This is a genomic window from Candidatus Desulfofervidus auxilii (genome assembly GCF_001577525.1).
Classification (GTDB): domain Bacteria; phylum Desulfobacterota; class Desulfofervidia; order Desulfofervidales; family Desulfofervidaceae; genus Desulfofervidus; species Desulfofervidus auxilii.
Map to the genome: position 1 here is coordinate 656,359 of NZ_CP013015.1, position 13,771 is coordinate 670,129.

A 13,771-nucleotide genomic window follows, 5' to 3' on the forward strand; every position below is an offset into this window, starting at 1 on the left:
ATGCCCAAGGATACTAATATAAAAAAAGTGCTTATCATTGGTTCTGGTCCTATTATCATCAGTCAGGCTTGTGAATTTGACTATTCAGGCACACAGGCCTGCAAGGCCCTTAAAAGCGAAGGATACCAAGTAGTCTTATTAAATAGCAATCCTGCTACTATTATGACTGACCCAGAAATGGCTGACAGAACCTATATTGAGCCTATTACTCCAGAAATTCTGGAGATGATTATTGCTAGAGAAAGGCCTGATGCCTTGTTGCCTACTTTAGGCGGACAGACAGCCCTAAATACTGCTGTAGCTGTAGCTGAGGCCGGGATATTGGATAAATATCAGGTAAAAATGATAGGAGCCTCTTTTGAGGTAATTAAAAAGGCAGAGGATAGAGAGCTATTTCGTGAAGCTATGAAAAAGATAGGCCTAAGAGTGCCTAAAAGTGGTATTGCCAGAGATATGGAAGAAGTGAGAAAAATTGCCCAAGAAATAGGATTTCCTATTATTGTGAGGCCTAGTTTTACCTTAGGTGGCACAGGCGGTGGGGTGGCCTACAATAAAGAAGACCTTGAAGCGTTGGCCCAAACAGGACTTTCAGCCAGCATGATCCATGAGATAATGTTAGAAGAGTCGGTATTAGGCTGGAAGGAATATGAGCTAGAGGTCATGCGAGATAAAAATGACAATGTAGTAATTATTTGCTCTATTGAAAACTTTGACCCTATGGGAGTTCATACTGGAGATAGTATCACGGTTGCCCCAGCCCAGACCTTGACGGATAGAGAATATCAAGATATGCGTGATGCTGCTATTGCTGTTATTCGGGAAATTGGAGTAGAGACAGGGGGTAGTAATATCCAATTTGCCCTTGACCCTAAAACAGGAGAGATGGTAGTAATTGAAATGAATCCCCGGGTTTCACGGAGTTCTGCTTTAGCCTCTAAAGCTACTGGTTTTCCCATTGCCAAGATTGCCACTAAGTTGGCCATTGGTTACACCCTGGATGAAATCCCCAATGATATTACAAAAGAAACATACGCCTCTTTTGAACCTACTATTGACTACTGTGTGGTGAAGATTCCCAGATGGGCATTTGAGAAATTTCCGAGAGCCAGAGACGAATTGACTACCTCTATGCGTTCTGTAGGAGAAACTATGGCTATTGGCCGAACGTTTAAAGAGGCCCTACAAAAGGGATTGCGTTCTTTAGAGATTGGGAGGTATGGATGGGGAGTAGATGGAAAAGACCCTAAAAATCTGACCAAAGAGGAAATAAAACAAAGGCTTATTCATCCCAATTCAACACGCATTTTCTATATTAGATATGCCTTAGAAAGGGGGTTTTCTATTGAGGAAATCCACCATTTAACTAGTATTGACCCTTGGTTTTTACATAATATGAAGCAGATTTTGGATTTAGAAGAAACATTAAAAAGGCACGCAGGGAAGGATTTAAGCCACATTCCAGAGGAAGTTTTTAAGCAAGCCAAAGAATATGGTTACTCTGATAAGCAACTAGCTTATCTTTGGGGAACAGATGAAAGAGCGGTGCGTCAGGAAAGAGAGAAAAGGAAGCTGTTTGCGGTTTATAAACTAGTGGACACCTGTGCCGCCGAATTTGAGGCTTATACCCCTTACTACTATTCTACCTATGAAAAAGAAGATGAGGCACGGGTCTCACCTAAAAAGAAGGTAATGATTTTAGGTGGAGGACCAAATAGGATTGGGCAAGGCATTGAGTTTGATTATTGCTGTGTGCATGCTTCGTTTGCCTTAAAGGAGGAAGGAATAGAAAGTATTATGGTCAACAGCAATCCTGAAACGGTGAGCACTGATTATGATACTTCAGATAGACTTTATTTTGAACCTTTGACCTTAGAAGATGTGTTAAATATTATTAAGAAAGAAAGACCTGCCGGGATTATTGTTCAATTTGGGGGACAAACCCCTTTAAATCTTGCTGTCTCTTTGTGGGAGGAAGGGGCACCTATCATTGGCACTACCCCAGATAGTATTGACCGCGCTGAAGACCGAGAGAGATTTAAAGAAATGCTTAAGAAATTGGGGTTAAAACAACCCTTAAATGGAACAGCAATGACCATAAAAGAGGCCATTGAGATTGCTCACCAGATTGGATTTCCTGTGCTGGTAAGACCTTCTTATGTCTTGGGTGGTCGGGCCATGGAGATAGTCTATAATGAACGAGATTTAGAGAGATTTGTAGCCTTGGCCGTAGAAGCTGCCCCGGGTCATCCTATCTTGATAGATAAATTTTTAGAGGATGCTATTGAAATAGATGTAGATGCCGTGGCCGACGGAGAAGTTTGTGTGGTAGCAGGCATTATGGAACACATAGAGGAAGCAGGTGTTCATTCAGGAGACAGTGCTTGTGTCTTACCTCCCCATACATTATCTGAAAAAATTATAGCAGAAATTAAGCGACAGACAAAGGCCCTAGCCCAGGAATTGAACGTGATTGGTTTGATGAATGTGCAATATGCAGTAAAAAATGGGGAGGTCTATGTATTGGAAGTAAACCCCCGCGCCTCTCGCACAGTGCCTTTTGTCAGTAAGGCTACAGGCATACCTTGGGCAAAGGTGGCTACTAAGGTAATGTTAGGGAAAAAATTGAAAGCATTAGGTATTACTAAAGAAATAGAAGTTAACCATGTGTCCGTTAAAGAAGTAGTGCTGCCTTTTTTGCGTTTCCCAGGCGTTGACCCTGTTTTAGGGCCAGAGATGCGTTCTACAGGAGAAGTGATGGGCATTGCTCATGATTATGGTCAGGCCTATGCTAAGGCCCAAATTGCCTCTGGACAGAACCTATATTTACCTAAAACCAGCAAGGTGCTTATCACAGTAGCAGATGGATATAAGCCAGCAGTAGTTCCTATTGCTAAAAAATTACACCAGTTGGGCTTTAAGTTAGCGGCTACCCGAGGCACCGCAAATTATTTAAAAAAAGCAGGTCTTCCTGTGGAAACTGTGCACAAGGTGAGAGAAAAAAGACCCGATGTGGTGGACCATATTAAAAATCATGCATTTAGTTTGGTGATTAATGCCCGTTTTGGCCAAGAATCTAGCGAGGTTGCACCCTTGATTCGTAAAACTGCCTTGTTGTGCGGCGTTCCATATGCTACTACCTTGGCTGGAGCTAGGGCTATGGTAGATGGCATAGAGGCATTGTTAAAAGGCAAAGGCAGTGTAAAGTGCTTACAAGAATATCATGAGCTTTAAAAGAATATCTTCCATTCAATGTGAGGATACCAGTAGGATTTACGGCCTGAACAACCTAGGATAAAATCCTCTGCTCTCTTTCTAGGGGCGTCAAAATTAAAATACATGGTTCCCAAAAGAAGATAGGTTCTAGGGTGGAAATAATATGTAAGACATACATCCAGCACCCTGGCACTGAAAGGAAAATATCCAGCAACAATAGTGTCGTTACTAAAGTTTGGGTTATAAAAATAATTATTTGAAAGATAATGGACTGTTCCCTTTCTCCTATAGCCTTTACAGTTAAAGGGATTTATCCAGTATTTACTCCCCCTGGTCATATCCACCCAAAGCACTATTTTGTCATGAATCAGATTGCCAGTATTGAAGCCTATAAACCAGGCATGACCAGGATAATTGTCTCCCTTGAACTTCTTTTCGTAAGTCCGTTCCCCTACTTTTTCATAACCATAGTCTTCTGGATTTATTCCTTGCTCTTGAAGTGCAGCCCATCCTTCTTCAGAAAATGTCCATCTATGCTTATGAGGAGCGATTGCAAAGTGACTCCAATAATATGCACCATATACCTGAAAACGCCAAATCTGGGTATCCAGCCAAATTCCTCCCAAATGATAAGGTTTTGGCTTGATATAAGGAATAACAAGCTGGTTACCCAGTTCATCAACATACGCTTCATCCCACCTGAAATTATGCCCCTGGGTTATATAAAAAGAGTAACGGGGCATATAATAACTGTGCATGTATGTATAGTTGAAAAATATCTGGGTATCTTTAGTCAACTTAAGTTGAAGCTGAGAGATAAAGCAGTTAGAATCTGGCCCCTTGTTTATGCCTAATAGGTCATCAAAATGACCCCCTGGTCCGGTAAGGCCTACATCAGCGTATTTCAAATATCCAATATACAATTCATTTTGGGCCTTTAATTTTTTAAAATATTTAGACCTGGCAATTTTCCTAAGGTTTCTTTCCTTTTCAGTTTTTGTGGGTTCAGTAGGTTCCCCCAAAAATTTGTGCTGAATCTTAGTTAATTTCTTTTCAAAAGGAAATTCTGGTAGTTCTAAATTGATTAAACCTCCTTCAATTTCTGAATCCACAAATAATCTGGGAAATATAGTATTTCTGGCCCTGGTAGGAGGTCCTTCATAACCAGGAAGCCTTCCAAACCATAATTTTATAGGTAATTTTTTTGAGAAATATGGTGGTTTGGCTATTACATAAAGGTTTTCCAGTCTGGGAGTAGTATCACCACCTTGGTGAGCCGCATAGGCATTATACCAATCATGGGGATTTGAACCCACACCAAAATACATTATTTTGCCGAATCTCTTATTTATAGTCAATCTTCCATAGAGGTCAAGATGATCGGGGATTACTTTAGACTCAAATTGAAATCTAAAGCGCATAGGCCATGAACACCAGTCTACAGGATGTTTACCTCTTTTTGGTTGACCTGGGTAAACGAAATTGGCAGGGGTATCAGCAATGGTGCTATCAAAACGGAAACGAATCTCACCTGAAAGTTTTACTCTGGTTTTCTCTTGCAGTTGTTTTAGGGTATCTCCCACTTTATCCAGTTTGTTCACTTTCTTTTCCAACTTAGTTATTTTTTCATCCTGATTCATTGTTTTTTCGGTTATTTTTTTTATTCTTTTATTTTCCAGTTCATTGATCTTCTGTTGTAAGATAATTACTTGCTGTTTTAGGATTTTTAACTCCTGTTTTAATTTATCCACTTCTAAATCTTCTGCTGCCAAGGCCTTAGATGTTAAAAAAATAATAAAGAATAGACCTGTTAAGATAAAGACATAGATTTTTTTCAGAAACATTATATATCTCCTCTCATATTGCGAATAAATAGCCACCTGAAAATGTGATATAAATGTCAACTTTAATATCCAAATTTCTTCCAAAAGTCAAGGGTTATAGCCAAAAACCGCAGTAACTTTAAAAGAAAATTTCTTTTTTCTTTCAATATTCAACCTAAATTAAAATAGGATAAAAAATTGGCCCGCCTGCCTGTCCCCGCCTGCCTGCGGGCAGGGGCAGACACGGCCGTCAGGCAGGCCTGCCTGCCGTCAGGCAGGTTGGAATTTTATGGAAAAATCAATCGCGAATTTTGGGAGGGAGCAGGATCGTATTAAATACTCTACTTTCTTTCATACGCCTTAGGGTATGAACCCAAAATCTTTAAGTGGGCACATATTTTTTTTAACTCATTGAGGGCATCTTTTACTGGACTTTCTGAACAATGTCCATCTAAATTAACAAAAAACAGATAGTGCCAAGGAAGACTTTTCATAGGCCGTGATTCCAATTTAGTCAAGTTGATTTGACGCTCCGCAAATGGTTTTAAGGCCTGATAAAGTGCCCCAGGCTTATCTGGAATAGCAAAGATTAAAGAAGTAATGTCCTGACCTGTAGGATGAAGAGAAGTTTGTCCAATAATCCAGAAACGAGTGGTATTATGAGCAAAATCTTCTATGTATTTTTCCAAGACATTAAGTCCATATTTTTCTATGGCCAGTTTGGTAGTTATAGCTGCGGATTTAGGGTCATCTTTTGCCTTTTGGGCAGCTAAGGCAGTGCTTCGCACTTCTTCTACTGCGATTTTTGGAAAATGGTGAGAAAGCCAGTTTCGGCATTGAGCTACTGCTTGGGGATGAGCATATATTTTTTCTATATTTTCCTTTTTATGGGTAAGAGAAGCCAGGTAATGATTGATTTTTAGGTATATCTCTCCACAAACCTTCAATTCTGATTGCATAAACAAATCTAAGGTATAAGCCACCGTGCCTTCAATTGAGTTTTCCACAGGCACTACGCCATAATCATACTGTCCCTTTTCTACCTCCCAAAATACATCTTTAATAGTGGGAAGAGGATAAAAAAGTGCTGTTTTACCAAAATGTTTGATGGCTGCCATGTGACTAAAGGTAGTTTCAGGTCCTAAAAAGGCAACCTTAGTAGGATGTTGTAATTCTCTAGTAGCAGTGATAATCTCGTGGAAAATACTAAATAATGCCTGGTTAGGCAAGGGGCCAGTATTGAGTTTTTCAATGCGGTTAAATATCTCCTGTTCTCTCTTGGGATCCCAAAAACTCAAATTATTTTTTGATTTTAAGGCACCTACTTTAAAGGCAATTTTGGCTCGCTGATTTAATAATTTTAAAATATTTTCATCCAAAGTATCGATCTTCTTTCTTAAATTTTCTAATTCCTGGGCATTCATTTTTATTTGTTTATCAAATTCAACTCCTTTGGTCAACTGTGTATTAGATACAATATAGGCTTCGTCAAAGTAATTTTAACGGAGATCCAAATGTTAAGCGCACCTGTCTGCCGACAGGCAGGATGGCTCAATGCAGAATGCAAATTGAAAAATGCAAAATCGCCTTCTGTTAAATTGGAACGTTAGCACGTTTGCACGTTAGAACGTTGGCACGTTAGAATTGGGAATTAGGAACTGGGAATTGGGAATTTCTATTTTCTGTTTCCCGTTTCCCTTTCCTTCCTTATGCACGTTTATGAAGTTGTAAGTTAGAAAGTTTGCAAGTTAAAAAGTTGCAAGTTAGAAAGTTATAAGTTGTTTTTCAAAGACTTAAGGTATTTAATAAAGCCGTTAGCACGTTTACACGTTAGAATTGGGAAATGGGAACTGGGAATTTCTGTTTTCCGTTTTCTATTTTCTTAACTGTATTTTGTAGGTTTGAACTTTCCATTTAAAAAGTCAAGTAAAAAATGGAAATATTTTTTAAGCAGCCTTCTCCATTTCCTCCTTTAAGATATAGTCTCGATCTTCTTTTAACATCTTAAAAATAACTTTTATCAATTGTCTAGCAAGGCAGCGCAAGGCATGGTTATGCTCTTTCCCTTCAGTCCGTTTTTTAGCATAGTAAGTAGCGGATTCTGAAACATACCGAATTGTGCAGCCCGCAATTTCAATCATAGTTGCTTTACATATCTTATTAGCCTTATATACAACTCTTGTCCTTTTGTGTTTACCAGACTCATCATCTATACAGGCTACACCACAATAGATCGCAAGTTGCCTCTCGTTTTTAAATCTNTTGATATCTCCAATTTCTCCGACCAATCTGCTTGAAAGCTTTGTTCCTACTCCTGAGATACTTTTTAAACGCTTGACCTCAGAACTCTTTTCTCCTAGCTTTTCCAGCTTCTTATCCAACATCTCAATCTCCTCTTTTAGTTCTAAAATACGCCGAGAATGAGATGATATAATCGTTTTGTATATATCTGCCAGTTCTTCGACGTATTTTGTGTTGCGAAGACTTTCTAACATTAAAGAGGCCTGTTTTTTNCCAATCATCTTTATTTTAAGTAAAGCTCCCATAGTAAGTCCCTTATATCTCGAAAAATCAGGATACCTTACCAGAAGCCTCAACATCTTCTTGCTGTCTGTATCACCAATCTCTAATATCTCAGGACATACTTCTAATAGCCTTTTTCGAAGCCTGTTTTGCAACCTTATCTTCTCATCTATCAGGGTTTGTTGATGCCGAGACAGAATCTTTAACTTTTCATTGATTTTTGTTGCCTTCTCTACCGCAATGAATGCCTTTTCATTTTCAGCGTCTAAATAATCTCTTAATTTCAGCATTTTTGCTAACATTTTTGCGTCCCTTTTATCGTTACGCCATTCTGCCCCAAATACATTCCGAAATTGTTTTAATTTTAAATTATCTACATTGTATAAGGTGAATCCGCTCTCTATAAGTATCCGATCAAATGGTGCTCCGTATCCATTCTTTCCTTCAATTGCAAATGATATTATCCCACCTTCTCTTTTCTCAATCTCTCTAAATTCTCTAACTGCCTTATAAAATTCACTGAATTTGTGTGCTATCTTCTGGTCATACAAAATCTGTTCTTCATCATCCATGATAATTATGTGATGATTATCACTGCCAATATCGATTCCTCCAGATAACCTTTTCACGCCTCACCCTCCTTTATGTTTGATATTTTATGGCTCTGCCAATACCTTTATCCCGTCTATAATAGCCACTTAAAGGCACCTTTCCATTAGACAGGGTATTGGCAGGAGAACATCCGGCAATTCAAACCGAGTCACAATAATTCAACATTATTGACTGACCCCGTTAGCCACAAATGTTCCCCTAGCCATTTATCATTTATATCACATAAAGAAGGCTTCTTAATTTCATTCCCTATTTTTTACTCTCACTTTTAATTATAGACCCCAATTCCACTACATTTGACTATTTCATTTCCTCACTATTTCACTACTCACTGATTTAATGTTTTGGCATTTAGACATTTGGATTTCATTTGGTATTTGGATTTTTTCTTTTTATTAAATTACTTATGGCCTGACTTTGACGTAGTCCTGAGATACAATAGCAGGGATACGGCCCCCAAACATACAGGGGGCCTTTTTTATTTAAGGGTTGAGTTCTCTTTCTTGAGGAAAAACTGGCAGATAACGATAAGAGAGAGAGACTACAATTACTCCTAGAGCCACTGGCATAACGGTAGTAGCCACTTCTTGCCAACTGGGTGAATACAATACCCATTTATCAAAGGGATAAGTAGGAATACCCCAGGCTACAACAGTAAACACAAAACGGTTAATTAAAATACCAATGCAGTTAAAAAAGGCACCTAAAATCAACCAGAATTCCTTTTTTCTTAGGGCAGGACAAATCAAAATTAAGGCAGGAACAATTCCAAAAATACCTAATTCAGCTACTAACCACCACATTCCATAAGGACCAAACCATCCTTGATAAAGTTCGGTTATGGTCATACCTTTTTGAGGTAAGATATAGGTTGCCCAATACAAGGTATCCCAAGATTTGAAAACTAAATATACACAAAGTAAAATACCTGAAATCTTACCTAAGAGTTCTAATACATCATATTTCACTAACTTCCTTTTAGTTACCTTTTGCAAAATCCAAGTGCAAAGTAAGGTAAAAGAAGGACCTGCAGCAATGGCTGAGAGGATAAATAAGAAAAATGTCCAAGGCCAGACAAAGAAACCTTCTCTAAAGGTAAATGGCCGGCTATAAAGAACACCAGGCACACCTCCCAAAGAGCCTTGATGAAAGAAAGACAGAAAGGTTCCTACAGCCGCAAAAATTACCATGTATTCGTGTAAATTATGACTAAAAATATGAATAAACTTATTTTTTTGTAACTGAATATTTTCCAAAACAAGGGGTAAATACTCAATACAAAGGACTAAAAAATAGGTACTAATACAAAAGGCCACTTCTGTTAACATAGAGTGAACATTAGGGTACCAAAATATGTGCCAAGCCCTTAATGGTTGGCCTACATCAATGGCTAAAATTAACAAAGCACTACCATAACACAGCCAGCCAACCACTACCGCCATATTGATAATATTTTTTAATTTATCTATACCTACTATATATCTCAAGAAACCAGAGAAGAAGGCACCTGCCCCTAAAGCAATCACCCCTAAATCTGCCCAAATCCAAAGAGCAAATCCATAGTAGTTGTTCATATTGGTCTGATTCAGCCCTTTACCCCAACAAAGGGCCAGGCCATAGAGTCCCCATAGGACTACTAATCCCCAAAAGGAGACCCAAATAATAAACTTCTTAAAACCACACCTCTTTACTCCTGGCGGAATTAAGGCAGCATCCATCTTACTTCTCCTTATTCATGAGATTGTTTTTTATTTTGTGTTTCTAAATACCAATCTGTCTGGCGTTTTACCCATTCATGCTTACTTAAATAATAAACACTGGGGTGGGTGCCATATTTCTCTAAAAGTCTAAAGGCATAAGGACTTTTAATCAGTTTTGCTACTTTACTTTCTGGGTCCTTAATATTACCAAAATACATGGCCTTTGTGGGACAGGCTTCTACACAGGCAGGCACATATTCACCCTCTTTAAGTATCACTCTTCCCTCAGTTATAGCTTTATCTCTAGCCCTTTGATAGCGATGATTACAAAAATTGCACTTTTCTACTACACCCCTCATCCGGGTGGAGACATCAGGATTAAAACCTCTCTCAGTGCCTTCAGGATACTTTGGATCCCACCAATTGAACACCCGTGCATGATAAGGACAGGCAGCCATACAGTACCGACAGCCAAAGCAACGTGGATAAATTTGACTTACTACTCCCTTTGCATCTTTGTCAGTGGCCATTGCTGGACATACATGAACGCAGATAGCATGGTCACAATGCATACATGGTCTAGGGATATAAGCTACCTTTGTTTTGGGAAACGGTTCTCCATTAGTAATACGGTAAATAACCAGCCAATTCAAACTTAGATATTTATCTGTCTCATCTGTCCTCACAGGAATATTGTTTTCCTGAGAACAGGCAATAGCACAAGCCCCACACCCAGTGCATTTATCAATATCAATCACCATTACATATTTTTCTGCATGACTACCTTGATGTTCATGATTGTGTTCCATAGCTTCCCTTCCTTTTTATATTTTTACCAGATTGGCTTTAGCCATGGCCCATGTGGCTATACCACTAATTTTTTCTTCGGTATAGCCTAACAACCGATGGGCATTTACTCCTTTACCTGCTAAATATTCATCATAGGCAGAATGCCCCAATCCTAAAGGCATAGCTATTAATCCAGGCATAATTCCCTCAAAAATATGCGCTCTCACCTTTGCCTCACCAAATGGTGTCTTAAGCCTCACCTTATCTCCTTCAGCCAATTTATATTTAGCGGCAGTTTCAGGATGAATTTCTACTAACAAATCATTCTTTTTCAATAGAGTAGGAGGTAGAGCCTTCATCATATAAGGAGAGCTAGCTATATATCCTCCTGTAAGCATTAATGTTTCGTAAGAAATGAGAGTGAGTGGGTATTCTTCTAAAGAACCTTCCAATTCCCAAGCTTCATAATGAGGTAAAGAGGCCTTTTGAGATAAATATAAAGCACTAAATTTGCTAGGAAGGAATTCAAATTTGCCGGTTTTTGTTTGGAAACCAACTTTTTTAACCTCAGGGTTAAACCAAACTCCCTGTGATAATTTTTCCCACATGGTGTTAAAATCCCTAGGTAGTGCGGAAACCTGGGATGAAGCTAATTTCCCTTCTCCTGTGTCATAAATCTTTTTGGCCACTGTCTTTAATATTTCTTTAAAGCTCCCCCATGGCAATGCTTGAGCGGTATTATCACTGATTTTTTTACTTATAGTAAGGATTATATCCCCTGGATGTTTTGTATCATATAAATTCTGAGTTGCTGGTTTAGAAACACCAAATATCGGATATGGCCAACCTTTAGGGGTAGTAATTCCATTCCATGTTTCCAGATAAAAAGGAGTAGGTAAAACCAAGTTTGCTTGTTGGGCAGTTTCAGTCCAGAAAGTGCTAAAGACCACTACAAAGGGAATTTTTTTAACTGCCTTCACAAACAAATCTGGTTGAGAAGCTGCATAGCAAGGGTTGGCTTCAAAGATTAATAAGGCATTTATAGGATATTTGGGCTCAGTGGTCAGATTAAAGGCAAATTGGTGCAACATACTGGTAGCTAGAGAATATTTCTTGCTTCTGACCTGGTCAATACGGTCCATTTTTAATGATTCTGTAGCCGTAGTATCTAAATTTAATTCGGGCCACCAGGTTTCAGCAATTTCATTAAAGCAAATCACTCCACCCTTTTTATTAATATTTCCTACTAAGGCATTGAGGGCATGAATAGCCATTACTTCATAAAGGCCACAAGGTATATTCCCCTTTCCTTTTTCCCATATAGCCAATGGACTTTTTGCTTGAGCAAATTCTTTAGCAATCCTTTTAATATCATTTATATTTACACCGGTAATGTTAGCTACTGCTTTTGGGGAATATTCTTTTAAAACCAACTCTTTAAAGGTATCAAAGCTATGAGTTGAATTAGAAACAAAATCCTGGTTATAAATACCTTCTTTAATGATTATATGGGCAAATCCTAAGGCCAGAGCTGCTTCGGTACCAGGTTTAATAGGTAATAATTCATGGGCCTTGGCAGCAGTGTCAGATAGACGTGGCTCTATCTGAACTATCTTGGCCTTTGTTTTAAGAGAATTAGCATAAACTCTTTGCATCCTTACCGGCACACTCCAGCCTTCTAATAACTGGCTCCCAAAACTAAGAATATAATCTGCATTTTCTAAATCAAATCCCACATGTCCCTTATGCCCTTGCATTAATTCCATCGCCAATGAAGAGGCATCGTCTGCAGAAGGCATCTTTAAATAATTAGGTGTGCCATATGATTGACAAAATCTTTTTATTAAATCTGACATCAAACCACGACCATAACCATCTATACAGGCTAAGGTATAACTTTCTCTCTTTTCACGAAATTCTCTTAATTTTTGAGCTAAAATATCTAACGCTTCATCCCACTCTATCTCTTTCCACCTTCCATTTTCCTGCTTAAGGGGTTTCCTCACTCTTCTTTTTTCTCCATACAAGAGCTGGACACTAGATGCACCCAAGGGACACAATCCACCTTGATTTATGGGATTGACCAAATCTCCTTTCACACTCACTACCCGATTATCGATCTTCCGCACTCTTAATCCACATCCCCCAGGGCAAAGCTGACACAAGGCCTTAGTCCAAGATTCTTCTCCATCAGGGGCTTGGTAGGTCCAACGCTGGCTAAATAAGACCATTTCATCCGCTATTCTCCAGGGTAAAGGAGAAAAAACGGCTCCTAAAGCACCACCTACCACAAATTGTAAAAATTCTCGTCTTGTCAACATATCCTATCTCCTATTTATGACAAGTAAAACAATAATTTGGGGCATCAAATTTTTTATGGCATCTCATACACTTTTCCATTACAATTACTGTGTGTTGAGGATATTTAGAGAGTTTTGAATACACATATACTGGTGGTTTATCATTATAACCCATTTCACCATGACACCTTCTACATTTAAAACCAGCTATTTTTAAGTGGGCGGCATGCGAAAAAAATACATTCTTTGGTTGTTTAGAATAGATAAGCCAAGGAATTTCCTTTTGTGTCTCTACAAATTTTTTAATAAAATGGGCCTCTTCCTTAGTTTCCCCCTGAGGTTCCTCATGACATTCTACACATTTAGCTAATTTAGGCACACCTGACCATTTTCCATTGGGTTTTAAATAATGGCAATCTTCACAAGCCATTTCCGCTTGCTTTACATGGACATTGTGATTGAAAGAAACAGGCTGAGTTTTTTTCCCATAAAGAGGGGGAACCGCAAAATGGTTACCAAAAAAGAACCATCCTACTAAGAACGAGATAATAAAGCCTACTATAAGTGCCCCCCAACCTCCCTTTCTTTCCTTTTCTTCAGACATATTTAACTCCTGAAATTTTAAGGTAAAATAGATTTTAGCCTTATTTACCCTTATTATAAAGTTTTGTCAAGGAAAAAAATTAAAATTTTCTTTTTTATAAAAAATCACCTTCTCACCTCTATAAAATAGGTAAAATCTGGGACATTTCATTGACATTACTCAAATACCAGCTTATATTTTCATTTATTGGTTTTTAAAAAATATTGA

Annotated in this window: 8 protein-coding genes and 2 pseudogenes; 1 reads left to right on the top strand and 9 read right to left on the bottom strand. The window is 38.4% G+C overall.

Features of this window, described 5'->3' with window-relative positions:
- Positions 1-3,231 (top strand): carbamoyl-phosphate synthase large subunit, encoded by a 3,231-nt coding sequence (gene carB / locus HS1_RS03390; protein WP_066060909.1) that lies wholly within the window; start codon positions 1-3, stop codon positions 3,229-3,231.
- On the opposite strand, the gene HS1_RS03395 is transcribed toward carB, so the two are convergent.
- The 9 genes and pseudogenes from HS1_RS03395 to qrcA form a co-directional block, all read right to left on the bottom strand.
- Positions 3,228-5,057: a DUF3373 family protein gene (locus HS1_RS03395; RefSeq protein ID WP_066060912.1), complete on the bottom strand. Its 1,830-nt coding sequence runs from the start codon at positions 5,055-5,057 to the stop codon at positions 3,228-3,230. The two genes, carB and HS1_RS03395, sit on opposite strands and share 4 nt — an antisense overlap.
- 320 nt (positions 5,058-5,377) lie before the next feature.
- Positions 5,378-6,460, bottom strand: coding sequence for a prephenate dehydratase (pheA, locus tag HS1_RS03400; RefSeq protein WP_066060915.1), 1,083 nt, complete (start codon positions 6,458-6,460; stop codon positions 5,378-5,380).
- Between the two features lie 522 nt (positions 6,461-6,982).
- Positions 6,983-7,297: transposase (locus HS1_RS13575; RefSeq protein ID WP_245669979.1), on the bottom strand; the 315-nt coding region annotated here is incomplete at its 5' end.
- Position 7,298: 1 nt separating this feature from the next.
- A pseudogene (locus tag HS1_RS13895) lies at positions 7,299-7,531 on the bottom strand (hypothetical protein); the annotation flags it as partial.
- A gap of 19 nt (positions 7,532-7,550) precedes the next feature.
- Positions 7,551-8,188 (bottom strand): annotated as a pseudogene (locus HS1_RS13900) (IS110 family transposase); the annotation flags it as partial.
- Between the two features lie 465 nt (positions 8,189-8,653).
- The gene (gene qrcD / locus HS1_RS03410; protein ID WP_066060917.1) at positions 8,654-9,889 is read right to left on the bottom strand and encodes a menaquinone reductase integral membrane subunit QrcD; all 1,236 of its coding nucleotides are present in this window, start codon (positions 9,887-9,889) and stop codon (positions 8,654-8,656) included.
- An 11-nt stretch (positions 9,890-9,900) separates the two neighbouring features.
- Positions 9,901-10,680, bottom strand: coding sequence for a 4Fe-4S dicluster domain-containing protein (locus tag HS1_RS03415; RefSeq protein WP_066060921.1), 780 nt, complete (start codon positions 10,678-10,680; stop codon positions 9,901-9,903).
- 15 nt (positions 10,681-10,695) lie between these two features.
- A complete protein-coding gene (locus tag HS1_RS03420) occupies positions 10,696-12,981 on the bottom strand; it encodes a molybdopterin-containing oxidoreductase family protein (RefSeq protein WP_066060924.1) in 2,286 nt (761 codons plus the stop codon).
- Between the two features lie 10 nt (positions 12,982-12,991).
- Complete coding sequence (qrcA, locus tag HS1_RS03425; RefSeq protein ID WP_066060927.1) at positions 12,992-13,564, bottom strand: menaquinone reductase multiheme cytochrome c subunit QrcA; 573 nt, start codon at positions 13,562-13,564, stop codon at positions 12,992-12,994.
- Between the last annotated feature and the right edge of the window lie 207 nt (positions 13,565-13,771).